The organism is Vibrio sp. 10N.286.49.C3 (genome assembly GCF_041469545.1).
Taxonomy (GTDB): Bacteria; Pseudomonadota; Gammaproteobacteria; order Enterobacterales; family Vibrionaceae; genus Vibrio; species Vibrio tasmaniensis_A.
In genome coordinates this window covers 1-25,883 of the sequence record NZ_JBFRKT010000013.1, presented here as the reverse complement: position 1 = coordinate 25,883, position 25,883 = coordinate 1, and the positions used below count along the sequence as shown (strand labels likewise).

The window sequence follows — 25,883 nt, the reverse complement described above, 5'->3', positions numbered from 1 at the left end:
TTGTTCTATAGATTTAAATCAGTGTTGTTCTAGGCATTTAAATCAGGTTAAAAGTCTGATTAGTGTTTCAACTTGGGAGGTCGCGTGACCTCCCCATCCGTAACCAACTCTTTATCAACTAAGCAGCAGTTATCGACTCAGCACCAGTGCGATAGTAGCTCTGTACGTCTTTGTCAGGGCTGCGAACTTCCCGTTGATAAAATGGAAATCCCTTTGGGGAAATCCGCTTACTGCCCAAGATGCGGTACTCAGCTTTATAGAGGCGGCACCCCTAGCCTGTCTGGAAACCTTGCAATCGCTATTACCTGCTTATTGCTGTTTATCCCCTCACACTTTTTTGAATTCATCAGTATTCGCCTGATTGGTGTCATGATACCTGCGACGTTACCATCTGGCGTATTTACTTTAATGGGTGAAGGCTTCCCTCTACTTGGCTTGTTGATCTTATTCTGCAGTTCGATCGCCCCGTTACTTGTTTGTACCTCGGTACTCATCACCCATTTATCATTGCGCTTTAAGATTTTCACACCATTTCGTTATGCATTAGCTATCATTCAGACACTTAAGCACTGGATGATGTTGGATGTGTTTCTGGTGAGCGTGGCAATCTCGTGCTTCAAATTACAAGATTACTCAGATATTTTCGTCGGCCCTGGTTTAGTTGGTCTGATTCTACTGCAACTTTTCAGTGTGTTACTGGTAAGCCGAATCAGTGTGCGCCGCTACTGGGAAGCTTGGGCTAAAGAGTCTGACTACTCTTTCGATCAAAGTAAGAACGTACACTGTCATAACTGTCACCTGTCTCAGCCTGATGGGCACACTTGCGTGCGTTGTCACCATGACTTATATCATCGCAAACCCTACTCTGTACAAAAGACATGGGCTCTACTTTTTGCCGCCTCAGTGGCTATCGTGCCGGCCAACGTCATTCCAATTTCTATCGTGATAACAAACGGGCAAAGACTAGAAGACACCATCATCTCCGGTGTCGCTTCGCTAATTAATAGCGACATGTATGGCATCGCAGCAATCATTTTTATTGCCAGTATCGTCGTGCCTGTCGCGAAAATACTTGGTCTAACGTATATCTTAATTTGTATCAAAATGAAGCGTGCGGTTTACCATAGACAACGTATGACCATCTATTTCATTGTGAAATGGGTGGGAAAGTGGTCGGTAATGGATCTGTTCGTTATTTCGATCATGATGACCTTGGTCGACCGTGGACAAATTTTAAACTTTACACCAGGTTATGGTGCAGTCGCTTTTGGCGTCGTGGTTGTTCTCACGATGCTGGCGGCGGAAAGCTTAGATCCTAGGCTAATTTGGGATAACTACACCTCTAAAGATGAGTCAGTGAATGAACAACGATAACCAATCACAAACGTCATATTCACCAGAAGTCAGGAAAAACAAAGGTATTTCCCCTTTGTGGATCCTGCCGATACTAACCGTCGCATTAGCGGGTTGGTTGGTCATGAAATCGATACACGATGCAGGACAACGTGTGCAGATATATTTCTCAGATGCCGCAGGTTTAGTCGCAGGTCGAACGACAATTCGCTACCAAGGCTTAGAGGTGGGTATGGTGCGCGACATTACCTTGTCCAAAGATTTATCGAGCATCTATGTCGATGCTGACATCTACCCAGAAGCGAAAAAGCTACTCTCAAAAGGCACGCGTTTCTGGCTCGTAAAACCAACGGCAAGTTTATCTGGTATCTCAGGGTTAGATGCGCTTGTTTCAGGTAACTATATCGCTATCCATCCTAGCGAAACCAAGCAAGAACCAGAAACCGTTTTCCAAGCCTTAGAATCATCCCCTTCTGACTTATTGGCTTCGGAAGGCCTGAATATTTCATTGACGACCAAAGACCTGGGGGGGGTATCTGTTGGCTCTCAAATCGTTTATCGTAAAATTCCAATTGGTGAAGTTTACAACTACCAGCTAAACGACAACGCAAAATCCGTGACGATTCAAGCGGCGATTAAAGATGAATACAGCCATATCATTACCGACCAAAGCCGTTTTTGGAATGTCAGTGGCTTAGGTGCCAGTATCGGATTTTCTGGTGTCGACGTACGCTTAGAAAGCCTCAGTGCTCTGCTTGGCGGTTCAATTGCGGTCGACTCTCCGGGAGAAGGTCAGCCTGTCGAGATGAACACCAAATTCAAACTTTACCCAGATTTGAAAACAGCCGGTCGTGGTATCTCGATCAAGATAGCCGTACCCGACGACAACAAGATCAGTGCAACGGGCGCTCCGATCATGTATCGAGGCATCGAAATCGGTCAAATCACTGACCTATCTTTAAGCGAAGGGCGTGAAAACGTCGTTGCATCGGCTGCAATCCAACCGGCATTCAGTGACTTTTTAAATAGCGGCAGTCAATTCGTTTTAGAAGAGGCTGAACTATCACTTACTGGCATGAAAAACATTGCCAACTTAGTCACGGGCAACTTTCTAACCTTGGTTCCAGGCGAAGGTGAAAAAGCGCGTCGATTTACTGCGATTCGCAAAAATGAGTTCAGTCAGGAACAAGAAAAATCCGTTGCGATTCGCTTAACGTCGAACAATTCATTCGGGTTAGATGTCGGTACACAGCTACTCTACAAAGGCATTGCTGTTGGATCTATCATCCAAGTAGGTTTAGTCGATGGTGTGGGTACTGGCTCTGATAAGTACGAAGTGTTTATGGATGCACTTATCGATAACGAATATGCTCACCTAATCAAAAGCCATAACCGTTTCTTTGTGACAGGCAGTGCAACTGCAGAGCTAACCGAATCAGGCTTGAGTGTTACGGTCCCACCAGCAAAACAACTTCTTACTGGCTCAATTAGCTTTGTTAGCGAAGGTCAGTCGAAAGCACGAACTGACTATCAGCTTTTCCAAAGCAAATCGTTAGCAGAAATCGCCAAGTTTAATCAGTCTGGCTCAAAGACGCTTTCGTTGTTTGCGAGCGAGCTACCTTCAATTTCTAAAGGAAGCCCACTACTCTACCGCAACCTACAAGTGGGTAGCATTTCTGATTTTCAGCTTGTCGATGGTGGCGTGAGAATCAAAGTCACGATCGAAAATCGTTACACACACTTACTCAATGAACATACTGTTTTCTGGAACCGCTCAGGCGTTGAGATTGATGCGTCGCTATCGGGTATCAGTATTAAAGCAGCCCCCGTTAAAACGCTTATTCAAGGCGGTATTGCTTTTGACTCTCTTCCGGGAATAGACAACAAACTCGGTGATGTGTGGAAACTTTATAAAGATTCGAAATCTGCGCGAAAATTTGGTCGTGCGATTACGATTACCTCTTCAGGCGATCAAGAAGTCAGCAAAGGCATGGCGATCAAATATCAAGGCGTCACCGTCGGTGAGGTTACCTTGGTGGTTCCTAACTTCAATAAAGGCGGTATTGAAATTACTGCGCGTATTTTACCTGAGTACGTAGACAAGATTGCCGTTGCGAAGAGTCACTTCTGGTTAGCAGAACCTGAAATCGGCCTTAATGGCATCAAAAACGTCTCTGCACTGCTCTCTAAGCACATCAACGTAGACCCGGGCAATGGTGAAAGAAATACGAAATTTAAGCTTAGCAAGGGGCCAGTACAGCCTGAAGGCAAGATATTCCAGCTACAAAGCGAAACGCGAGGCTCGATATCTGAAGGCACACCTATCCTATTCCGTGAGCTAGAAATCGGCAGTGTTATTGATGTTCAGTTAGGCGAGTTTGCTGACCGCATCATCTCTACCATTCAAATAGAGCCTGATTACGCATATCTAATCCGCGCAAACACTGTGTTCTGGAACGTGTCGGGCGTCGATGTCTCTATCGGTCTCTCTGGTGCAAACATCAAAGCTGGAACGGTAGACAGCTTGTTAAGAGGTGGTATTACATTCTCAACGCCACCGACCAATGAGCTTCAGCCAGTGGCAAACGAAGATCAGTCTTTCTATCTCTATCCTAAAGCCGAAGATGAGTGGAAATCATGGAGAACCGCAATTCCTCGCCCATAGAGTGAATCCTCAGAAGCTCCATGTAAATTAATACCGCTTGACGAAGAATAATTCATCATCAAAATGCAGCCATTCGGCTGCATTTTTGTTGTTTACTATAAATATGGTTTAGGACGGCCTCATTTTGCTTTAAACTCCCCCGCATTAATGCAATAAATCGAGACACTCTTTTGCACGCTAACGTATATATTCCTGAAGAATTCCTAACGCACATCGAATCAATCATGCCTAGTCATCTAGATATGGCTTCTTTTGTCGCGTCATGCCAAAAACCACTTCGTAAAAGTATTCGAGTCAACACATTGAAAATCAGTGTTGAGGACTTCTTAGTACGAGCAAAAGAGAAAGGCTGGGAACTGGAACCTGTACCTTGGTGCGAAACGGGGTTTTGGATTACAGCTGATGAAAGTGAAGCGCCACTAGGTAATACGGCAGAACACATGTCTGGCCTTTTCTATATCCAAGAAGCCAGTTCTATGATGCCACCGTCGGCACTTTTCCAAGGTGAGGCAGACTACCAAGCCGTATTAGACACTGCGGCTGCACCCGGTTCTAAAACAACGCAAATCGCGGCGCTAATGAATAATCGCGGCGTATTGGTTGCCAATGAATACGCAGCAAGCCGCGTGAAAGTTCTTCATGCCAACATCGAACGTTGTGGCGTTCGTAATGCCGCACTCAGTAACTTCGATGGTCGAGTTTTCGGTGGGTGGTTACCAGAACAGTTTGATGCTGTGCTGCTAGACGCGCCCTGCTCTGGTGAAGGTACGATTCGCAAAGACGCTGATGCGATGAAGAACTGGACGTATCAATCTGTAGTCGATATTGCTGACACTCAAAAAGATCTGATCGAAAGTGCTTTTCATGCTCTCAAACCTAACGGCGTGCTGGTTTACTCAACCTGTACGTTAAGCACAGAAGAGAACCAACAAGTGTGTCATCACCTAAAAGAGACCTTTGGTGATGCGGTTGAGTTCGAATCTCTTGAATCACTATTCGACAATGCTAAAGCAACCACGACAGAAGAAGGCTTTCTACACATTTTCCCACAAGTGTATGATTCAGAAGGTTTCTTCGTTGCGCGCATCCGTAAATTAGCGTCTGTGACACCACCTGAAGTGAAAAAACGTCTGGGCAAATTTCCATTTGAAAAAGCGTCAAAGAAAGCTCAACAAGAAGTCGCTGAACAACTGCTGGGCGCACTCGATATCGAACTACCAAGTGATACTCAAGTTTGGATTCGTGACAAAGACGTTTGGCTATTCCCGGAAGCGCTAGAACCTATGATCGGTGAGTTCCGTTTCTCTCGCATGGGCATCAAGATCGCTGAAACCCATAAAAAAGGTTACCGCTGGCAGCACCAAGTCGCGACAACGCTCGCAACAGGCAATGAAGCCAACATTGTAGACCTTAGCATTGAAGATGCTCGTGAATGGTTCATGGGACGCGATGTTCGCCCTGAAGGCTTGTCAGGCAAAGGTGAAGTACTAGTGAAGTACAATGGTGCAATCATCGGCCTTGGTAAGTGGGTTGGCAACCGAGTGAAGAACGGTTTACCACGCGAACTCGTGCGCGATAAGAACCTATTCTAAATAGCTTTCGGGCTTAACGGCTTAACGGCTTAACGGCTTAACGGCTTAACGGCTTAAAGAATCGCATAAACAAAAAGCCCAAACAATGTTAATTGTTTGGGCTTTTTCTATTCTACCGGTCATGTAACTCTGTGTGCGAGCGCTTGTAAATCAACGACTAATTATACAAACATCAATTCAAGTCACTATTTAAAATAAGAAAAATCGCACTTTAGGAAATCTAAACTAGACTTCAATCTAATAGTCAAAAGATTGAAACGATTAGCGTAGGCTCTTCGGAGCCCTTTCCCCTAAGCCCAAACAGGAAGGTTTGGGCTTTTTTTTGACCGAAAGGATCGCTTATTTAACTAAGCTGATACCTTCTTTGTCGATAGTGATCTTGCCAGATTTGTACAAACCACCAATTGTCTTCTTGAACGTACCTTTACTTGTTCTGAATGCAGAGAAAATAGCTTCAGGAGAAGACTTATCATTCAAAGGCAGGTAACCGCCCTTCTTCTCAAGAAGATCCAGAACCTTAGTGCTTAGGTCATCCATCTTAGCGACACCAATTTTCTGAAGAGACAAATCAATCTTACCGTCTTCTTCACGAACGTTTTTAATGTAGCCTTTTAGTGTCTTACCAATAAACAGCTTACCGATGATGTCTGATGGGAAAATCATACCCCAGTGTTCACCGTTCACGATCGCTTTGTAACCAAGTTGGCTGCGCTCAGCGATAATGAGATCAACTTGTTCATTTTGCTTATAAGTCGCAGGCGTGTTGTCTAACCATTTGTTGAACTTCGTTGTACCAACGATACGGCTCGATGCTTTATCGATATACACATATACTAAGATTGACTGGCCTTCGTTTAAACGGCCGCGCTGCTCGCTGAAAGGAACAAGAAGGTCCTTACCTTTCACGCCCCAGCTCATGAATGCACCAGTGCTGTTAACACCTTCAACCGTCATCAAGCCAAACTGCCCTACTTGAGCGATTGGTTTTTCAGTTGTGGCAGCGATCTGGTTGTCAGAATCAATGTATAAGAAAACATCTAGCTTTTGACCAATTTCAACACCTTCAGGAGTAAATCGTTTCGGCAGCAACACCGTTCCATAGTCGCTCGCGTCAAGGAATACACCGAAGTCTGCTTGTTTTACTACTTCTAGGTTGTTTATTTGACCAATATTAATCATCAAGATTGTCTCTACTTTAAATTTGGCGGTGATTATACGTGATCTCTGATATGCTTTCGCTAGTTTCATTCATATTTTTATATTCTAGGAGACATCGTTGATCACCGTTGATAAACAAGATGCGATAACACTTAAAATTAACCATGCGATGGCGAAGACCAAAAAGCTCGATATGGACGTTTATCTATTCATTCCCGGTGAACTCGGACTGACTCCTGAAGTACTTTCTGAAAGTGCCTTCTTCTACAGTTCAATTACTCAAAAGCGCGCTTACTACAGTGATAAGACACTATTACCATTGGTACACAGCCGCTTGGCAAAACGCGGACGCTTATCGACGACACAGTATCGTGTGAGTTTGAGTTTGTTCGCCTATCAATACGTGATTGCTTTAGATAAAGCCGTGAGCAGCTTGAACAAGACAGATAGTGACGACGTAACGGCTGATGACGTCGATGAAGTCATCGAACTGGCTTTGGATATCCTCAAGAAGCTTCGTCGTAGTATTCCTTATGAAGAAAACCTAAAGCGCTATTATGCCAATATTGATAATTACCTTTCTTGGTACACGGAGCAAAAGTTCTTATCTTTGGTATCACATATGCCACGTGGCAGTGAATACTCGACGATAAAAGAGCGACTCTTGACGCTTTGTGAAAAAGAGACCGCCCATCGAAAACTTAATCGCTATAACTCAGCGAAGGTACGAGAAGACGTAACACGTTTGAGCAACAAGATGCGACTGTTGCGACGTTTGATCGAACACCCTATCGTCCTCAAAGAAAAGACGACATCAATGGGTAAGAACGTGAAGAGAGCTGTTAAAGGCATCGCCACAGGCTTGGTCATGGTGGTAGTTACCACAACCGTTATATTAGCTCGCGACTTTCTAGGAGAGATTACTGCATCTTTCATCGTATCGATGTCATTCATTTACGCTTTGCGTGAAATCTTCAAAGATGATTTAAGAGACATACTGTGGCGTTGGCTGCGTAAAGGCAAACCCAAGTGGAAGCGTCGCTACTTTGATCCAACAACCAATAAATCTGTCGGCCATAAGCTTGAATGGTTGGACTACGCGAATTTTTCTAAGTTAGCAGACCGTATTCAATCAATACGCAAGAAGCGTGTTGTTCAACGTGAAGAGCAAATTTTGCACTATCGTTCGCATACAGAAATGTCGACATCGACATTCATGAGTGGTTACGAAGAGACTCGTGAAACGGTATCGATCAGCCTCAGAGCACTGACACGCTTAATGGACAAGGGTTCGAATAACGTATATCGCATGAATGAAGGGCAAGTAAGCCGAGAATCAGTAGAAAAACGCCACCTGCTCAACCTGATCATTAAAGAGAACAATCACGATGATGAGCCTACCTATTACCGCTGGAAAATAGTCATGAACCGTTCAAAAATCGTTGATATCGAGCAAATCACTCAAGAATCATAACGTTGTTAGGATGTGCGGTACGGTATGTGGGTATTCAATTCACATACCGCTCTTCCACTTGTTCAACGACTTCTGTCGAACTATGATCTTCAGATTCAGCCCAACCTTATACTTACGAGCTATTGTCTAGCTGGGACTTTCTTAATCGAAAGTGTTAGCGTGAATTCCGCCATTGGTTCGTCGCCATGCAAAGACGGGCAGGTCGCTATGATGGTCACTGGTTGATTCACACGCTCGCCAGTAGACATGGTTTCTGCCAACATAGTGTTGATCAGCTCACCATCGTTACAAGTGAAGTGTACGTCACCTTCTGGACGCTTCAAGAAATTACCTGTCACCTCTTTAAATGCCAAAGAAATCTTTTCGCCCTGCAGCTGAGATTTACTCATAGCAAGGAAACCACCTGCTACGTCAGCTCCCACAGCTAACACACCAAAATACATGCTATTGAGGTGGTTCTTAGTTCGCCTTTTGAGAGGAATTTTCACTTCAACATGTTGATTATCCAGCGCGAGCAGTTTTGGTCGACATAGCCAGATCAGAGGTACTTTGAAAAAGCCAAACATGCTCAAGTAGAAATTTGCTTTTTGTAGAGGGGTCAGCATTCGGATTACCTAGTCAAATAAGTCATCAGACCAGTTAATCGATTAGCGATGTACATGTCAAAAAAATGTTACAAAAAAGAGATATCATCGCATAATGATATCTCCCTTTTTCTCTAAGCTTTAGTGACTTAGATAAACTCATACAGCAAGTTGATTTATCTAGACAATAAGCTGGTTTATGCAGTGATAACTGTTTCTACACCTTCGAGATCCGCAATGAACCCTTGTAAGCGCGGGTAGTCCACCAGGCCTTGAGTCACAAGCAGGACGGGCTTCTTCGCGTTCAGTGTTGCTTTAACAATCATACTCAACAAGGTAATAACTGCCTCGTTTTGAGGATCAAAAGCGTGTTGCTGAGCTTCATTGTGCTTGTCTACACCTAAAGTGAAAGACGCTAAGCTATCAACGTTTACCACAACACCATCAAAATAATGCAGTAATCTTTCGCTTAGTAGCACTGCAGACGGCACATCGCACGAGAACAGAACTTTCAAGCCATTCAGACCACGCGGTAAGCCTTGCTCTGCAAGCAAATCAATAATCTTAGCGGCATCGCTTAATGCTCGTACATACGGTACAACCACTTCAACGTTAATACCCTGCTCTCGCAGCGCTTTAATAATCTGACACTCTAAAGCGAAAGCCTTGCTGTACTCGGCTGTCGCATAACGCGCAACCCCACGAACACCTAAGGCCGGGTTTGTCTCTTCGGCTTCACAGCTACCACCAAGTAGCGAACGGAAGCCATAGCTATCAGCACTACTTAACGCAATACGAACAGTGGCGTGGTTTGGCTGAACGGCTGCTTGAATGGCAATCACTAAGGTCGAAACAAAATGCTCATCGACTGTTTTATCGCCAAGGATCGCATCTAAAGAGGTTTTTTCGATATCAGTCAGTGTTTCTAAATGACTTTCAATACTTGGATGATAGAAGACACGATCCATGACCAATTCAGATAATGAAACGTATAAGTGGTTGGAATTATTATTATCGTTGTAAGAAGGCAGCACATCACCTAAGACAAGTTCTGGGTGCAAAGTGCTTTGATTTTCTTGAGTCATTGCTGCTCCAGCATTTTTATGTTGTGTTCAAACGAAAATACCGATAGCTGCCTGTTAATACAAGTGAAAATCCCCCATTTGACGTTGGCCTGCTGATAAAAATGAGAATATTAGCAATAACAGAGATAACTTTGACTTAAGAGAGTTTATTCCTCTGTTCAATTCCGTTATCTTAACCACTTCGCAATAGAATAAAAAAGCTATCACATGCCATTAAAAACTGATGAGTTGAGAACCCAAGCTCTGGGTCCTATGCCAACTCCTGCCGAACTAGGCAATGCACACCCTATTACTGACGACGTTGCTGAGCGCATTAAGAATTCTCGCCGCCAAATCGAAGATATCCTAACGGGTCGTGATAATCGCCTATTAGTTATCGTTGGTCCTTGCTCTGTTCACGATACAGATGCGGCACTTGATTACGCTGAACGTCTAAGCCAGATTCAAGATCAATACAAAGATGAACTGTTCGTTGTCATGAGAACCTACTTCGAGAAGCCTCGTACGGTTGTAGGTTGGAAAGGTTTAATTACCGATCCGAATCTCGATGGTTCATACGCACTTGAAACAGGCTTGAATAAAGCACGTAAGCTATTGCTAGATATCAACAAGCTTGGCCTAGCTACCGCGACTGAATTCCTTGATATGATCACCGGCCAGTACATTGCAGACCTTATCACTTGGGGCGCAATTGGTGCTCGCACGACTGAATCTCAGATTCACCGTGAAATGGCTTCTGCACTGTCTTGCCCAGTTGGCTTCAAAAATGCAACTAACGGCAACATCAAAATTGCCATTGATGCGATTCGTGCTGCGCATGCTTCACACTACTTCTACTCGCCAGATAAGAACGGCCGCATGACGGTTTACCGTACTTCTGGTAACCCATACGGTCACGTAATTCTACGTGGTGGCGATAAAGGCCCTAACTTCGATGCTGAATCTGTAGATAACGCATGTAAGCAACTGGCTGAATTCGATCTACCTCAACGTTTGGTTGTAGACTTTAGCCACGCTAACTGTCAGAAACAGCACCGTAAACAGTTAGAAGTTGCACAAGACATTTGTGAGCAAATCAAATCTAACAAGAATCAAATTGCAGGCATCATGGCGGAAAGCTTCATTGTTGAAGGTAACCAGCCAATGACAGATATCAACAACCTAGAATACGGCAAGTCTATTACTGACCCATGCCTAAGCTGGGAAGATACTGCAACAATGCTCGATATGCTTGCAACAGCAATTAAAGATAGAAACTTAGCTTAAGGAAACAACACAATGCCATCATTTGACATTATCTCTGAAGTAGAAGCAGTAGAACTGCGTAACGCGGTAGACAACGCAAACCGTGAACTATCGACTCGTTTCGATTTTCGCGGCGTTGAAGCAAGCTTTGATTACAAAGATGAATCAGTAAAATTGACTGCTCAAGACGATTTTCAACTGAAGCAAATGCGCGATATCCTTCGTAGCAACCTAACAAAACGTAATGTTGATCCTAACGCGATGGAAGCGAAAGCAGCAGACCAAACAGGTCGCACTTGGCACCAAACGGTTATCTTTAAGCAAGGTATCGAAACGGATGTTGCTAAGAAGATCGTTAAGCTAATCAAAGACAACAAAGTTAAAGTTCAAGCTTCTATCCAAGGCGACAAAGTTCGTGTAACGGGTAAAAAGCGTGATGACCTACAAGCTGTTATGGCTCTAGTTCGCAGCGGTGAACTTGGTCAACCTTTCCAGTTTGACAACTTCCGCGACTAATTTTCGAGTTTGAGCGACTGCTTATTGTGGTTGCTCATTCATCAGCACAATGTCGTGTTTAAAATCACAAAAAGCCACTTCTTTTAGGAAGTGGCTTTTTATTTATCGGTCAGTCTTATTCAGGGTCTCTAGCCGATTTGCAAACAACTAAAAAGCGCTCACTTCAACTAAAATCTATCAACTACCACTCAACTGAGCACTTTTGCAGCAGACAGTTTCAGGTCTTTGCCAACCAATAGATTAAACTCTACGCTTGCTGGTGGAATAAACACACACACTCGTAATTTCTCAGCTCTGGCTTGCTCAAGCTTGGTTGATAGCTCTCCGCTATTAACATAGCTCTCTCTTTCTGCATCTCGACGGCATAAGTCTATAAATTCGAATGGACAATCGATTGGTGAAAGTACTAGCTCTGCCTCTTGCATCAGACGTAAAGCCTTCATAGAAAGTAGCTCAACATCTTCTTCAAATTCGATCCAAGTGACCTGCCCTTCACTATCAACTTGCTCAGTCAACGACTGTTGATAGTACGATTCAAGTTGATCCCTATCCGTCACTTGATTAATAAAACTGGACGACAAAAAGCGCTCCCAGAATTTTCGGCGTTCATCAACAGTAGGAAAGGACTCTTTAATTGAATTGCGTTTTGATGCACCGAAGTCCGCTATCAAACCTATATTCTGTGGCAATACAGTTTCGAGTTTTTCTCTAATATTTCTCACCAAAACAGGTGATGCTCCCCCACTTGAGATCGCTATTTGGATTCGTCCGCGATTTATCATTGAGGGTGTGATGAAATCACAATAGGGTAAGTCATCGACCACATTGACAAGAATACCCATTTTTTTTGCATCATTATGTACTTGATGGTTTAGGTTTGGATTGTCTGTGGTTGCCCACACTTGTAAGTAGTTTTTCGAGATAAGCTGTGACGAGTAAAAATTTTGAACCCAACGAAGTTTGTCTTCATCGGCTAGCTCTTTTAAGTAAGGTGCAACCTTAGGAGAAACCAAAGTTACATTAGCACCCGCTCGTAGCAAACTGTCGACTTTTCGGCAAGCAACCTCGCCCCCACCAACCACTAGAATTGGCTTATTCTCTACATCCAAAAACATTGGGAAATAACGCATGTTCTTCCTTGAGACTACTTCAATAACTATTCAGACATGCTACCAAATTTGGAGCATATTCATAACTATCCAAGCGTAATAAAAATATTTATTGACCAAATTTCCACCTTTCTTAAGGCTAATCCGCCATCAATACGACTTCAATTCAGAATATTTACCTAGACCACCATCAATATAAAAACCTAAATCTCGTTGCACCAACAGTGTGAACCGTTGCACTATTTACATTCAGTTAACATTTGGTCATTCTAATTGTGTTCGGATTTGTGATTTCATTCAAAATTCTTTTTAAATTATACATTTGTGAAACTACGGATCCTTTCCTAACCTTATAAACAGTTGTTTAAATCGCACACGGTTTCATTTGCAAAATGCAACTCGCGTAATTTGAGCAACAAGGTCATAGACAACGCAACACACAAGAGACACTCAAACGAGTATGAGTATCAGGTGTCACCTGGTTAACAAGGAAGGATACAAATGACAAATAAACTAACACTTCTTGCTTCAGTAGTAGCTGCATCAACTGCGATGATGGCAACATCAGCATCAGCGGCAGAAAGCACTCTGGACAAAGTCACATCTCAAGGTTTTCTAACTTGTGGTGTAAGTACAGGTCTTCCAGGGTTCTCTAACCCTAACTCAAAAGGTGAATGGGAAGGAATTGATGTTGAGTATTGTCAAGCTCTTGCAGCGGCTGTACTCGGTGACAAGACTAAAGTTAAGTATGTACCGCTAACAGCAAAAGAGCGTTTTACCGCGCTTCAATCTGGTGAAATAGACGTACTATCTCGTAACACAACATGGACGCTACATCGTGACACTGCTCTAGGTTTGAACTTCGTAGGCGTTAACTACTACGACGGTCAAGGCTTCATGGTTAAGAAAGAACTTGGACTAACAAGTGCTCAAGAACTAGATGGCGCTTCAGTGTGTGTTCAATCAGGTACAACGACTGAACTTAACCTAGCCGATTACTTCCGTAACAGTGGCATGTCTTACAAGCCAGTGGTATTTGATACGGCAGCACAAACATCAAAAGGTTTCGACGCGGGTCGTTGTGATGTTCTTACAACTGACCAATCTGGTCTATATGCACTTCGCCTAAATCTAGCTGATCCTAAATCTGCACAGGTACTTCCTGAAATCATCTCTAAAGAGCCACTAGGCCCTGTTGTTCGTCAAGATGATGACAAGTGGTTCAACGTAGCTAAATGGACCCTTTCTGCAATGATTAACGCAGAAGAATACGGCATCTCTTCTAAGAATGCTGACGAAATGCTTAAGTCAAAAGATCCAAACATCAAGCGTATTCTTGGTGTTGACGGTCCTAAAGGTAAAGGCCTTGGCATTCGTGACGATTGGGGTTACCAAGTCATTAAACAAGTTGGTAACTACGGTGAGAGCTTCGAACGTACTGTTGGTACAGGTTCACCACTACAGATCTCTCGTGGCGTAAACGCACTATGGAATGCGGGCGGCTTTATGTACGCTCCACCAATCCGTTAATAAATTTACAAGCATCAATTAGGGCGGACTTTTCCGCCCTATTTATTAAATGGATTTGAGGTTATAGCAGTATGAAACCTAATGAAACTATTTCTCCAACTCAAGAAAAACCACAGCCCAAAAGTGCCAACCTTTTTTACAACCCCACTTTTCGCTCAATTGTTTTCCAAATTCTCGCCGTCGCCGCGCTTTGTGCTTTCTTTTACACGATTGTAAATAATGCACTCACAAACTTAGACTCCCGTGGTATCGCCACTGGTTTTGATTTTCTCTCCCAAGAAGCTGGTTTTGGTATCGGCTTAACACTGATTGAATACGACGAAACATTCTCATACGGTCGTACATTCTTTATAGGTCTTCTCAATACCGCTTTAGTTTCAGTATTAGGCATCATGTTAGCCACAGTACTGGGCTTTAGTATGGGTATCGCTAGGCTATCTTCAAACTGGCTAGTTAGCCGATTTGCAGCTGTCTACATTGAGATATTCCGAAATATCCCTCTTCTTCTACAAATATTTTTTTGGTATTTCGCCGTTCTACAAGCATTGCCTTCCGCTCGTCAGAGTATGAGCCTTGGTGAAGCTATTTTCTTGAATGTACGTGGTTTGTACTTCCCAGCTCCAGTGTTAGAACAAGGCAGTAGCATTGTCATCGCATCATTGATTGTCGGTATCATCGCTACTTTTGTTATCAACATCTGGGCTAATAACAAACAAAAGCTAACCGGCCAACAAACACCAATGTTGCGAATTGCTGCAGCGCTGATTGTGGGCTTACCATTAGTCACTTACTTTGTTATGGGTATGCCTATCTCTGCGGAGTACCCTGTTCTGAAAGGGTTTAACTTCAAAGGTGGTATCAGCATCATTCCTGAATTGGCAGCATTGATGCTCGCTTTAAGTATCTACACAGCAGCATTCATCGCCGAGATTGTGCGTTCAGGTATTAATGCGGTAAACCATGGGCAAACAGAGGCTGCTATGTCTCTAGGGCTCCCGCGAACAAGAACTCTTAAGCTAGTCATTATACCGCAAGCATTAAGAATTATTATCCCACCACTAACCAGTCAGTATTTAAACCTGACCAAAAACTCATCACTTGCGATGGCCATTGGTTATCCTGATCTTGTGTCTGTATTTGCAGGAACAACATTGAACCAAACTGGACAAGCTATCGAAGTAATCGCGATGACAATGGGCGTCTACTTGACCCTAAGCCTATTAACATCGGCTCTAATGAACATATACAACCGCAAAGTAGCGTTGGTGGAGAGATAAGATGAGTACACATCAATTTCAACCTGATCTTCCGCCTCCAGCGAATACTGTTGGACCTGTCGGTTGGTTAAGAAAAAATCTATTTAATGGACCAATTAACAGTGTCGTCACTGTGGTGCTTGCTTACTTTGCTTTCAATTTATTATGGGCAATAGCTGACTGGGCATTCTTGAGCGCTGATTGGATAGGAACAACACGCGATGCCTGTACTAGCGAAGGCGCTTGTTGGGTTTTCATTAGCGTCCGTTGGGACCAATTCATGTACGGCTTCTACCCAGAAGCGGAACTGTGGCGTCCTCGTTTTTTCTACGCAACATTGGCTATTTTTGTTGCTTTGTTAGCTTACGAAAAAACACCTAAACGTACGTGGATTTGGTTATTCTTCGTAAACATCTACCCGTTTATCATTGCAGGCTTACTATACGGTGGTGTATTTGGACTAGAGGTTGTTGATACCCATAAATGGGGTGGCCTACTGGTTACACTGATCATCGCACTTGTTGGTATCGTTGTATCACTGCCTATCGGTGTCGCACTGGCGCTAGGGCGTCGTTCAGAGATGCCAATCATCCGCAGTATGTGTACCGTTTACATCGAAATCTGGCGTGGTGTACCACTGATTACGGTTCTATTCATGGCCTCGGTAATGCTTCCGCTCTTTTTATCAGAGGGGATGGAGACCGATAAACTGATACGTGCGCTTGTCGGGGTAGTACTGTTTAGTGCTGCTTATATGGCGGAAGTAATCCGTGGTGGTTTGCAAGCAATACCAAAAGGTCAATACGAAGCCGCTGACGCTCTAGGGTTGAGCTATTGGAAAAAAACGGGGCTTATCATTCTGCCTCAAGCTCTTAAAATCACGATTCCTTCAATTGTGAATACCTTTATTGGTTTGTTCAAAGATACCAGTCTAGTTTTGATTATCGGTATGTTTGATGTACTAGGGATTGGCCAAGCCGCGAATACCGACCCTGAGTGGCTTGGGTATTCAACAGAAAGTTATGTATTTGTCGCGTTAGTGTTCTGGGTGTTTTGTTTTGGCATGTCGAGATACTCGATTTGGCTAGAAAACAGACTTCACACCGGTCACAAACGATAATTAACAAGATCAAGGACGTATTATGACGCAGCAAACAGAAAACAACTCTCAAGGTCTTATGATCGAGTTAAAAGACATGAACAAATGGTACGGCGAATTCCACGTACTTAAAAACATCAATCTAGAGGTTAAGAAAGGCGAAAAAATCGTTATCTGTGGCCCTTCTGGCTCAGGAAAATCAACGATGATTCGCTGTATCAACCGATTAGAAGAACACCAAAAGGGTCATATCTTCGTTTCAGGTAATGAATTGACGGAAGACCTAAAAAACATTGAAGCCGTGCGCCGAGATGTTGGTATGTGTTTTCAACACTTCAACTTGTTTCCACATCTGACGGTATTAGAGAACTGTACTCTAGCCCCTATTTGGGTCAAAAAGATGCCGAAAGAAGAAGCCGAAGCCATCGCGATGAAATTCCTTGAGCGTGTAAAAATCCCTGAACAAGCGGATAAATTCCCAGGCCAGCTTTCAGGTGGCCAACAACAACGTGTAGCAATCGCTCGTTCTTTATGTATGAACCCTCAAGTCATGTTGTTTGACGAACCAACATCGGCACTCGACCCGGAAATGGTTCGTGAAGTACTAGACGTTATGGTTGAGCTTGCAGAAGAAGGCATGACGATGTTGTGTGTAACGCATGAGATGGGTTTTGCTAAAGAAGTTGCCGACCGCGTTATCTTTATGGATGCAGGTGAAATCATAGAAGAGAACAACCCTGTCGACTTCTTTGAAAACCCACAATCGGACAGAACGCAGAACTTCTTGAGCCAAATCTTGCACCATTAATGTGTTATGATGCATAAACTATAGAGGCGGCTTAGGTCGCCTCTTTATTTTTCAAGGTTATAGATAGTTTTTCAAAGGTTATAAATCATTAGCCAGTAACTATAAAAGTCTGAACATCGAGTATTAGCGACACGTTATACGTCATTAGAAACACTTTGTTACACCTTAAGAAACACTTAACCGACTATTTTGATTATTATTTTAGGTATACAAAAGGAATGAAAGACTTGATTTTTCGAACTTTCAGCCCCATAAATGTACTAATAACTATTGAAGTCACCTTACGAGGAAGATTATGAACAGCCCTATGTTTTCACGCACAGCAACTCAAGAGAATGCTCTGCAAACCAATAAAGTGTTGCGTAACACGTACGCACTACTGTCTATGACACTACTTTGGTCTGCTGTAGTAGCAGGCGTATCTATGGCGATGAACCTTCCTCGCCCTGGTCTTATCATTATGCTAGTTGGTTTCTACGGCCTACTGTTCCTAACAGAAAAGAACCGTGACAACAGCATGGGTCTAGTCTTCACATTCCTATTTACAGGTTTCTTAGGCTACACCATTGGTCCAATCTTAAACATGTACGTTGGCGCAGGCATGGGTGATGTCATCCTTACTGCACTTGGTGGTACAGCATTAGCATTTATGGGTGCATCAGCTTACGCACTGACGACTAAACGTGACCTTTCATTCCTTAACGGTATGCTAATGGCTGGTTTTGTTGTTCTGCTAGTGGGGATGGTTGCAAACATCTTCCTACAAATGCCTCTACTGTCTTTAGCAATGAGCGGTATGTTCATCCTATTCTCGACTGGTGTTATTTTGCTAACAACGCAAAGTATCATCCGCGGTGGTGAGACGAACTACATCTCAGCAACGATTAGCTTGTATGTTTCTATCTACAACATCTTCATCAGCCTATTAAGCATCTTAGGCATTATGAACAGCGACGACTAGTCTACCTGTCGCTGAAAATATAGCCCAAGAGCCTGTCTCTTGGGCTTTTTTGTATCTATCAGTGCAATAATTCTTTAGATAGCTACAATATCTATTGAGAAATGCAAACTTGGTCATGTACCCTATCTGCATAGTTAATTGGATTCTGGATTAAACATGTTTGAATATAATGGCAAGCAAATCGAAACCGACGCTCAAGGCTACCTATTGGATTACACACAATGGGAAGAAGGTATGATTGAGATTCTTGCTCAAGACGAGGCGATTGAACTGACTGATGCGCACTTAGAAGTGGTACATTTTGTAAGAAGCTTTTACGAAGAATTCAAAACCTCTCCGGCTGTTCGTATGCTCGTTAAAGCGATGGAAAAAGCGCACGGCCCAGAGAAAGGTAACAGCAAGTACCTATTCAAATTGTTCAAGAAAGGCCCCGCTAAACAAGCAACCAAGCTCGCGGGTTTACCTAAACCAGCAAAATGCTTGTAAAGCTTAAACAGCTTTAGGTTGCTCTCAAGGTAAAAAGGTAAATACTGTAGTGCGCTAGCTACAGTATTTTAAATTCCCCTATACGCACATCCTGCCGCTCACTTTCTTTAACTCGATGCATCACTACTTGGTCTACCGTCGCACTCGAAGGGCCAATATTAAGCCAAGCGTGGAACTTCTCTATTTCCTTACCCTTTCCGACAGCTAACACTTCAACTCGGCCATCATTTAGGTTCTTTGCATAGCCTGAAATGCCCAGAGCTTGTGCCTGCCTACTGGTGTGATAGCGAAAGCCAACACACTGAACCACGCCTGATACGACAAAAATATATTGTGAACTTTCCATAACGTTGCCTCATAAATTGTATGAATGATATAGTTGCGACTCTATTCATTCACCGCTTATTGGTGGACTTACTTCGAGTATAACGATTATGAAAGAAATCCCATTTCGTTGGATTGACAAATATCTCATTCACCTAAAAATCCAAGAAAAGTTCTATCTACTCTTCTTATTACCTCTTCTCGCCCTGGTTATATTAACTCTTGTTTTAGATAGCGCCGCAGACTCTTTACTTGCTCATCTTTATCAAGAAGAAATGCTCTTGATGAAAGGACTTATCGAAGCGGGTCAACTCACGAAAGATCAAGTTGCTCAACTTGTCAGTAGTTCTGAAACCATCTCTTTAGGTTACGGTGCTGGTTCTGTTTCAGTAATGAATGGTGCGTTCAGCCTAGTTGCCAGCCATGACCAAAACCTTTGGTCTGCTCTATCGACGACTCAGGTTTCGATTATTGCAGTAACTCTCACGCTTATAGCCCTGGGTGTTTACTACATCATGACTTTCATTGGTGGTGCTATGTTCTCGATGAACAAAGCACTCAGCACACTTGCGAGTGGCGATTTAACTTGTCGCATGAACTACTTTTTAGTTCGTGATGAGTTCAGTGAAATTGCTATTACTATCGATAAGGTAGCCGAGCGTGAACAAAACATGGTTCTCTCAATCCAAGAGTCCGTTGCGCTCATGCAGCAAATCAGTTCGGATTTGAACCAGTCAACACAACAAAGCTCAGATATCTCAAGTAATCAACAAGAACACTTGAATAGCCTCGCGAGCGCAACTGAACAAATGGCAGCAACAATTCGCGAAGTCGCTACCCTTGCCCATGATTCAAGCACTCAAACGATGGACGCTCGCGGTGTTGCACAAAGTGGTCAAGTTAAGGTTTCTAATACTTTGGAATCGATCTCTAGCTTATCCCAAGAGATTCAATCGGCTTCGCAAGCAGTAGAAGAACTCGATGCTAATGCGGCGCAGATCGATGAAGTAGTCGCTACCATCAATGGTATCTCTGAACAAACTAACCTGTTAGCGCTAAACGCTGCGATTGAAGCGGCTCGAGCTGGAGAGCAAGGGCGCGGTTTTGCAGTTGTTGCTGATGAAGTTCGTGCTCTTGCCGGACGAACTCAACAAGCGACAGTTGAAATTCAGAGCATGATCGAATCATTACAACGTAACAGCCAGTCGTTAACAAAACTGATGGAAGTGACAGTAAACAATGCCAATGAAGGCCAAACACTGATGTCGGAAGTGAACGTTGAGATCGGTTCTTTAGCTGAGAAAAACCAGTCTATTTCTGACAGTAGTACGCAAATTGCTACTGCTGCAGAAGAGCAAGGTGTCGTTGCGGATAACATTGCACAAAGTGTTGAAGAGATTCGTCATCAATCAGACGGCATCTGCGAGATGATCAGTAAGAGTAACTCTAACGTTGACCAACTTCGTAAGCAGAGCGATACGATGGAAGGTTTGCTGACAGGTCTTAAAGCTTAATACTGACATCTAACCACCATCTAATGATGGTTCAATACAAGGGCTGCTTTTGCAGCCCTTTCTTATTTGCTTTTCCCTTGTACTTCCCCGACAATACCCCTCCTTCAAATTCAACAAACAGAGTAAATTATGACTCCTTCAATTCATCTAGCTAAAGGCCGAGATAAATCACTACGCCGTAAACACCCTTGGGTATTTTCACGCGGTATCGATAAGGTCGAAGGCGAACCACAACAAGGTGAAACTGTAGACGTATATGCTCAAAATGGTCAATGGCTAGCAAAAGCGGCTTACTCACCAGAATCTCAAATTCGAGCTCGTGTTTGGACATTTGAAAAAGAAGAAATTAACAAAGCGTTCTTCGTAAAACGAATTCAAGACGCGCAATCACTGCGTGAAGACATCATTGAGCGTGATGGTTTAACTGGCTACCGCCTTACCGCTGCAGAGTCTGATGGACTGCCAGGTATCACTATCGACAAATATCAAGACTTCCTAGTTTGCCAACTACTAAGTGCGGGCGCTGAATTCAATAAGAGCGTATTGGTTGAAGCTTTAATTGAATGCTTCCCAGACTGTAATATTTACGAGCGTTCAGACGTAGCAGTTCGTAAAAAAGAAGGCCTAGAACAAGTTGTTGGTGTACTTCACGGTGAAGAGCCACCAAAATCTATCGTCATTGAAGAAAACGGCGTCAAAATCAGCGTAAACATCATGGAAGGCCACAAAACTGGCTTCTACATGGACCAACGTGATAGCCGTAAAGAGTCAATGAAGTATGTTAAAGGCAAAGATGTGCTTAACTGTTTCTCATACACTGGCGGCTTTGGTCTTTACGCACTGAAAGGCGACGCAAAACGTGTAATCAACGCAGATGTGTCTCAATTAGCTCTTGATACAGCTAAGTTCAACGCTGAACTCAATGAATTTGATATCTCGAAAAAACGTGCGGTATTCCTAAACGCAGACGTATTTAAACTGCTTCGTGAATACCGAGATCAAGGCACTAAGTTTGATGTTGTTATCATGGATCCGCCGAAGTTTGTTTCGAGCAAAAATAACCTAACATCAGGTGCTAACGGCTACAAAGATGTAAACATGCTTGCAATGCAAATCCTAAATCCTGGTGGCACTCTACTCACCTACTCTTGCTCTGGCTTGATGGGCACTGATTTATTCCAAAAAATCATCGCTGACGCAGCTCTAGATGCAGGAAGAACCGTTAAATTTGTCGAGCGCTTCGAGCAAGCCGCTGACCACCTAACAGATACAGCGTACCCAGAAGGCTTCTACCTAAAAGGTTTTGCCTGTAAAGTGTTGTAACTGTAGGGTGTTGCAACCTCAACGTAAGGTTTCTTAAGCGCGATTACTTTACTAAATTAAGATATAAAAAAAGGGCCTTTCGGCCCTTTTTGTTTAGTTGCTTGTTGTATCGTATATCTTCAGTAAATCACTTAGGATTGCACTCTCAGATAGCCCCGCGTACTGGCCAGCAGCACCTTCAAGAACAATTTGTTGACTATTCTCACCAACCGAAGTCCCTGCTTGAGAGATTGTAACAGTTAAATCACCGTTACCTTCAACAACACCAATTTGATTACTCTTAAGTAAACTGTCTATAGTATCATTCGCATCTGTGTGCAGTAGTTCTGATAAATCTATCTTATCCTGTCCCTTTGTAAAGTCAGTAATAACATCTCTTTCACCATCTCTAATGTCATTCCGAGAACTAGTCGTGTCTTGATCCACAAACTTAAAGATATCGTCATCACTGCCGCCAGTTAATATATCGTTACCAAGACCACCGATAAGAATATCTTCACCAGCACCACCTTTAACTGTATCGTTGCCCGTTCCACCTCGGAGGCCATCATTACCTTGTCCGCCATCTAGGTAATCATTACCAGCACTACCGAAAATGACATCTATACCTTTTTCACCGTATACATAATCATCGCCAGCACCACTATGAGCAATATCTAAATACGCGTTACTTTGACTCGGCATAGAGTTATTAAAGGCTGCACCTTCACCATTACTGTTTGATGCTAACAAGCTACTGTCTGAACCGTTAGTAAATGATTCTAATGTCGCTTGAGCGTTAGCCTGCTTAGATGCACTATCACCCGCTGTATCATCTAACTTTGAATGACTGTCACCAAGCCAAATGATATCGTCGCCTTTTCCAAGGTGTACATGATCTCCTCCAGCACCAACATTTACTTTAAATCCATTAGCCACTTCTGATTTCGTGAAATACTCTGTTGTTGAATCCGTTCCAACAGAGCTCCATTGAAGCTTAGCATCACCATTTTGATGATGGTATAGCTTAAGAGTATCGACCGCATCACCTGGCGCACTAATATCTAAACCGGATTTACTAGCAGGAACATTAAACACCAACTTATTACTACTAGTATCACCATCACCGTCTTTCAGTGTGTAATCAAAATCAAGTGTTGAAGGCCTATCTTGAGGTTTACCACTAAACTCATACGCTCCGGTGTCAAGGTCAATTACAAATACGAACTTACCATCGACGGTTATGGTTAATTTGTTGGTTGCTTCATCCTTAGAATAGCTAATATTCGAAGGCAAAGTTCCCGATGTTGAGATAGTCGAACCATTAAAGTTAAATGAGCCAGTTCCAAATTTTATCTGACTTACGTAACCACCATCTGCCCCAAAACCAGAACCAGAACCAGAACCGCTACCTGAGATTGAACCTGTTACGTTTTGTACGATTGAGTTAATAAGTGCATCACTCAGCTGAGATTCATCATCAATCAACTCCGCGTTTTTATCTTTGGGACCTGTTCCATCATATGCAACTTTGTTGATCTGAGTTCTGTTACCTTTTAGATCAATTCCAACTGCGTGCGCGGTAATATTGTTAGTAGTTAAATGCTGCTTCCATGAAGCCTCTTCATATCTATCTATTTTATCATTTTCATGTGTTGCACCATCGCTGATGAAATAACTGACGTTATTTGCGTTAGGTATACGTAAACTGGAGTCCGTATTCCAATAATTCTTACCACCTTGTATCGCGTCATCATAAGCGGTACCACCACCGGCCTGTAGTGCGTTGATATAACCCTTCACTTCGTCGACAGTCATCCATGCTTTGTTATTATGCTCAACTAGAGAAACGTTATAGTTGAATGTTATAAGCTGAACACGAACATTATCTGATGCTCCCGCATATTGATTAAGCATTTGCAGTACGGATGCTTTAAGAACATCGAAACGATCTCCTTTCATTGATCCAGAAACATCCAAAATAAGCTGAACATTAGTGCCTACAGTATGAATAGTCGTATCAATTTCTTCATATTTAGCATCTGGCTGGTCGTCTTCAATTGAAACCGTAATCTGACCTCCAGAGCTAGACAACCCGGAAGTATCCTTAGCAATCACGGGAATATGAATCGATAAGTTATCTTCTCCACTGGTATTAGGGTGATCAACAGGAGCTTTAAGTTGTACCTCATAATGTCCACTACTATTTAAAGTCGCTTCAATAACAGGTTTACCGTTAGCTTCGCCAAGAAGTGTGTGACCATTATTTGATACACTCCAAGTAATTGTATGCCCTTCAGATGTCAGAGGTTGGCCAGTTGATGTTGTTACTGTAATTGAACTTGATTCACTAAATACAGTGTCAGACCAGTTACCATTGGCATCGGTAATAGACAAATCCCCCTGAACAGAGTGTCCATCAGTAGAATCACTCGGCAAACCTATCGTATCCGTAATACCCCCACTAAGAGCTTCTTCAGACACACTGACTGACTGATTCCTGATGACAGGTGCAACTTCATTGTCGAGTATCGAGCCAGTACCTGTGTCGCCACCAATAGTAATCGTGTAATTTTCAGTATTTTCTACAAGAACGTCATCTAATGTCGGAACAATAACTTTAAAGTAAGATACGCCTTTAGGCACAATAATAGATTGCTTATCTGCACTCAGTTTAACGCCATCCGTAAACGAAATGTCTGCTTTTCTAACATCACTACTATTCGGGAAGTTAAATGAATATTTAACTTCTATATCAGAAGAACCTGTAAGTGCAACACTGTACTCCAACACTCCACCTTCTTTAACAGCAAGAGCATCGGACACACTTATTGCGGGTTTATCAGAAGCATCTTCATTTATAGAGCCCGTAGCTGATACACCGTGCTGACCGCTATTGATGATTACATCTTTACTAGCATCAGTTGAAGATTGGAAAGGTATCTCACTCAACTTAATTCCAAAGTCTTCTGATGTTTCGAAACGGTTATCATTTACTGTATCTACATTAACTTTGAAATCCGTAACTTTCGCAGGAAGTGTGAATGTTCCATTCACTTCATTTACCGAAATAGTCTTAATCACTCCGCCAGAAACATAAGTGACTGTAACCCCAGCAAACGGCTTACTACTGTCTGCGGCTAAATCCTCAAGGTTTGCTTTGCCAACGCCATTAGAAAATTCAAACTCGACTTTCATCTCAATCGACGCTTCAGACACCTTCGATAGTTGCCCATCAAATACGGCCGTGCTTCCTTCATCAACAGCATTAGCATTCGTCAATGTAAGCGTAGGGTTATCTGAATGATCTAACTTGATTGTACCTTGACCTTTCAGATCAGAATTCGCTTCATCAATACTTGACGTTCCACCTACCTGAGATTTTGTATCTACAATGTGAAGTCCAAAACGTTCAGTCCATTCAAACTTATCGTCTTGTACGGTTTGAACTGTTACACGAAGTTCAGTTCTTCCTGCCGGAATTTCTACATAACCGTTAACGACATTTGCAACTTGGAAATCGCCGTTAGCATCTTTGTATTCGTAAGTTAGGCTATTGGTATCGATGTCATCAAATTCAGTATCGTAACCATTCGTTGTCGCTTCAAATTTAACATACTGTTTTTCAGAAGAGGCTTCATTTAATGTCACTTTAAAGGATGCTTTATCTCCTTCATTCACAGGCACAGCATCGTGGACTTTGATAGTTACGTCGTTGTCTTTGATGCTCGCGTCGCCCGTCGCCGTGTTGTTCGTCGTCGTGCCCGCCGCCGCCGTCACTTTCAGGCCGAAGGTTTCATCGCCTTCGTACACGCCGTCTTG

20 protein-coding genes are annotated in these 25,883 nt (G+C 43.0%); 14 read left to right on the top strand and 6 right to left on the bottom strand.

Translation table 11 applies throughout. The annotated features are described in order from the left end of the window. Positions 1–72 precede the first annotated feature (72 nt). The 3 genes from AB4180_RS07395 (at position 73) to rsmF (ending at position 5,610) form a co-directional block, all read left to right on the top strand. Positions 73–1,374 (top strand): paraquat-inducible protein A, encoded by a 1,302-nt coding sequence (locus AB4180_RS07395; protein WP_102249665.1) that lies wholly within the window; start codon positions 73–75, stop codon positions 1,372–1,374. Further along, on the top strand, positions 1,361–4,018 hold the full coding sequence (locus AB4180_RS07390) for an MlaD family protein (RefSeq protein WP_102249666.1): 2,658 nt from the start codon (positions 1,361–1,363) through the stop codon (positions 4,016–4,018). The genes AB4180_RS07395 and AB4180_RS07390 overlap by 14 nt, the downstream gene beginning before the upstream one ends. Before the next feature lie 170 nt (positions 4,019–4,188). Further along, positions 4,189–5,610 (top strand): 16S rRNA (cytosine(1407)-C(5))-methyltransferase RsmF, encoded by a 1,422-nt coding sequence (gene rsmF / locus AB4180_RS07385; RefSeq protein ID WP_102249667.1) that lies wholly within the window; start codon positions 4,189–4,191, stop codon positions 5,608–5,610. Between the two features lie 339 nt (positions 5,611–5,949). On the opposite strand, the gene AB4180_RS07380 is transcribed toward rsmF, so the two are convergent. Continuing rightward, on the bottom strand, positions 5,950–6,858 hold the full coding sequence (locus AB4180_RS07380) for a S1 RNA-binding domain-containing protein (RefSeq protein WP_009846647.1): 909 nt from the start codon (positions 6,856–6,858) through the stop codon (positions 5,950–5,952). A 28-nt stretch (positions 6,859–6,886) separates the two neighbouring features. On the opposite strand from AB4180_RS07380, the gene AB4180_RS07375 reads away from it, so the two are divergent. After that, complete coding sequence (locus AB4180_RS07375; protein WP_012603874.1) at positions 6,887–8,242, top strand: hypothetical protein; 1,356 nt, start codon at positions 6,887–6,889, stop codon at positions 8,240–8,242. 119 nt (positions 8,243–8,361) lie between these two features. On the opposite strand, the gene AB4180_RS07370 is transcribed toward AB4180_RS07375, so the two are convergent. After that, on the bottom strand, positions 8,362–8,847 hold the full coding sequence (locus AB4180_RS07370; protein ID WP_102249668.1) for a PaaI family thioesterase: 486 nt from the start codon (positions 8,845–8,847) through the stop codon (positions 8,362–8,364). Positions 8,848–9,023: 176 nt separating this feature from the next. Next, complete coding sequence (locus AB4180_RS07365; RefSeq protein ID WP_102249669.1) at positions 9,024–9,911, bottom strand: putative PEP-binding protein; 888 nt, start codon at positions 9,909–9,911, stop codon at positions 9,024–9,026. A gap of 207 nt (positions 9,912–10,118) precedes the next feature. On the opposite strand from AB4180_RS07365, the gene AB4180_RS07360 reads away from it, so the two are divergent. Continuing rightward, positions 10,119–11,177, top strand: a complete 1,059-nt coding sequence (locus tag AB4180_RS07360) for a 3-deoxy-7-phosphoheptulonate synthase (RefSeq protein ID WP_009846643.1) — start codon at positions 10,119–10,121, stop codon at positions 11,175–11,177. 12 nt (positions 11,178–11,189) lie between these two features. Continuing rightward, entirely contained in the window at positions 11,190–11,672 is a 483-nt protein-coding gene (locus tag AB4180_RS07355) for a YajQ family cyclic di-GMP-binding protein (RefSeq protein ID WP_004733632.1), read from the top strand. Positions 11,673–11,860: 188 nt separating this feature from the next. Here the strand turns inward: AB4180_RS07355 and AB4180_RS07350 are convergent, their stop codons facing one another. Beyond that, positions 11,861–12,802 carry a bifunctional precorrin-2 dehydrogenase/sirohydrochlorin ferrochelatase gene (locus tag AB4180_RS07350; RefSeq protein WP_017101273.1) on the bottom strand — a complete coding sequence of 314 codons (942 nt, stop codon included), beginning with the start codon at positions 12,800–12,802 and terminating at the stop codon, positions 11,861–11,863. Between the two features lie 480 nt (positions 12,803–13,282). Between AB4180_RS07350 and AB4180_RS07345 the strand changes: the two genes are divergently transcribed. The 6 genes from AB4180_RS07345 (at position 13,283) to AB4180_RS07320 (ending at position 18,921) form a co-directional block, all read left to right on the top strand. Then, positions 13,283–14,311: an amino acid ABC transporter substrate-binding protein gene (locus AB4180_RS07345; RefSeq protein ID WP_004733634.1), complete on the top strand. Its 1,029-nt coding sequence runs from the start codon at positions 13,283–13,285 to the stop codon at positions 14,309–14,311. Between the two features lie 71 nt (positions 14,312–14,382). Then, positions 14,383–15,588: an amino acid ABC transporter permease gene (locus AB4180_RS07340; protein ID WP_009846641.1), complete on the top strand. Its 1,206-nt coding sequence runs from the start codon at positions 14,383–14,385 to the stop codon at positions 15,586–15,588. Position 15,589: 1 nt separating this feature from the next. Next, a complete protein-coding gene (locus AB4180_RS07335) occupies positions 15,590–16,687 on the top strand; it encodes an amino acid ABC transporter permease (RefSeq protein WP_102249670.1) in 1,098 nt (365 codons plus the stop codon). Between the two features lie 22 nt (positions 16,688–16,709). Continuing rightward, positions 16,710–17,474 (top strand): amino acid ABC transporter ATP-binding protein, encoded by a 765-nt coding sequence (locus tag AB4180_RS07330; RefSeq protein ID WP_009846639.1) that lies wholly within the window; start codon positions 16,710–16,712, stop codon positions 17,472–17,474. A gap of 295 nt (positions 17,475–17,769) precedes the next feature. After that, positions 17,770–18,435, top strand: a complete 666-nt coding sequence (locus AB4180_RS07325) for a Bax inhibitor-1/YccA family protein (protein WP_017099314.1) — start codon at positions 17,770–17,772, stop codon at positions 18,433–18,435. A gap of 156 nt (positions 18,436–18,591) precedes the next feature. Continuing rightward, a complete protein-coding gene (locus AB4180_RS07320) occupies positions 18,592–18,921 on the top strand; it encodes a TusE/DsrC/DsvC family sulfur relay protein (protein WP_004733621.1) in 330 nt (109 codons plus the stop codon). 58 nt (positions 18,922–18,979) lie between these two features. Here AB4180_RS07320 and yccX read toward each other — a convergent pair whose 3' ends face one another. Continuing rightward, positions 18,980–19,267, bottom strand: coding sequence for an acylphosphatase (gene yccX / locus AB4180_RS07315; protein WP_017077197.1), 288 nt, complete (start codon positions 19,265–19,267; stop codon positions 18,980–18,982). Between the two features lie 88 nt (positions 19,268–19,355). Between yccX and AB4180_RS07310 the strand changes: the two genes are divergently transcribed. Continuing rightward, positions 19,356–20,759 (top strand): methyl-accepting chemotaxis protein, encoded by a 1,404-nt coding sequence (locus AB4180_RS07310; protein WP_102249671.1) that lies wholly within the window; start codon positions 19,356–19,358, stop codon positions 20,757–20,759. Between the two features lie 129 nt (positions 20,760–20,888). Beyond that, positions 20,889–22,082: a class I SAM-dependent methyltransferase gene (locus AB4180_RS07305; protein WP_102249672.1), complete on the top strand. Its 1,194-nt coding sequence runs from the start codon at positions 20,889–20,891 to the stop codon at positions 22,080–22,082. A gap of 93 nt (positions 22,083–22,175) precedes the next feature. Here AB4180_RS07305 and AB4180_RS07300 read toward each other — a convergent pair. Further along, positions 22,176–25,883, bottom strand: a 3,708-nt coding sequence (locus AB4180_RS07300) for a VWA domain-containing protein (protein ID WP_372081791.1), incomplete at its 5' end; no start/stop codon positions are given.

Bases quoted from the DNA above. Each gene is read 5' to 3' on its own strand.
- AB4180_RS07350 (WP_017101273.1), bottom strand. From the start codon at position 12,802: ATGCGTTATTTCCCAATGTTTTTGGATGTAGAGAATAAGCCAATTCTA.
- AB4180_RS07340 (WP_009846641.1), top strand. From the start codon at position 14,383: ATGAAACCTAATGAAACTATTTCTCCAACTCAAGAAAAACCACAGCCC.
- AB4180_RS07360 (WP_009846643.1), top strand. From the start codon at position 10,119: ATGCCATTAAAAACTGATGAGTTGAGAACCCAAGCTCTGGGTCCTATG.
- AB4180_RS07345 (WP_004733634.1), top strand. From the start codon at position 13,283: ATGACAAATAAACTAACACTTCTTGCTTCAGTAGTAGCTGCATCAACT.
- AB4180_RS07305 (WP_102249672.1), top strand. From the start codon at position 20,889: ATGACTCCTTCAATTCATCTAGCTAAAGGCCGAGATAAATCACTACGC.
- AB4180_RS07365 (WP_102249669.1), bottom strand. From the start codon at position 9,911: ATGACTCAAGAAAATCAAAGCACTTTGCACCCAGAACTTGTCTTAGGT.
- AB4180_RS07330 (WP_009846639.1), top strand. From the start codon at position 16,710: ATGACGCAGCAAACAGAAAACAACTCTCAAGGTCTTATGATCGAGTTA.
- AB4180_RS07380 (WP_009846647.1), bottom strand. From the start codon at position 6,858: ATGAAACTAGCGAAAGCATATCAGAGATCACGTATAATCACCGCCAAA.
- AB4180_RS07310 (WP_102249671.1), top strand. From the start codon at position 19,356: ATGAAAGAAATCCCATTTCGTTGGATTGACAAATATCTCATTCACCTA.
- AB4180_RS07335 (WP_102249670.1), top strand. From the start codon at position 15,590: ATGAGTACACATCAATTTCAACCTGATCTTCCGCCTCCAGCGAATACT.
- AB4180_RS07390 (WP_102249666.1), top strand. From the start codon at position 1,361: ATGAACAACGATAACCAATCACAAACGTCATATTCACCAGAAGTCAGG.
- AB4180_RS07355 (WP_004733632.1), top strand. From the start codon at position 11,190: ATGCCATCATTTGACATTATCTCTGAAGTAGAAGCAGTAGAACTGCGT.
- yccX (WP_017077197.1), bottom strand. From the start codon at position 19,267: ATGGAAAGTTCACAATATATTTTTGTCGTATCAGGCGTGGTTCAGTGT.
- AB4180_RS07370 (WP_102249668.1), bottom strand. From the start codon at position 8,847: ATGCTGACCCCTCTACAAAAAGCAAATTTCTACTTGAGCATGTTTGGC.
- AB4180_RS07320 (WP_004733621.1), top strand. From the start codon at position 18,592: ATGTTTGAATATAATGGCAAGCAAATCGAAACCGACGCTCAAGGCTAC.
- AB4180_RS07325 (WP_017099314.1), top strand. From the start codon at position 17,770: ATGAACAGCCCTATGTTTTCACGCACAGCAACTCAAGAGAATGCTCTG.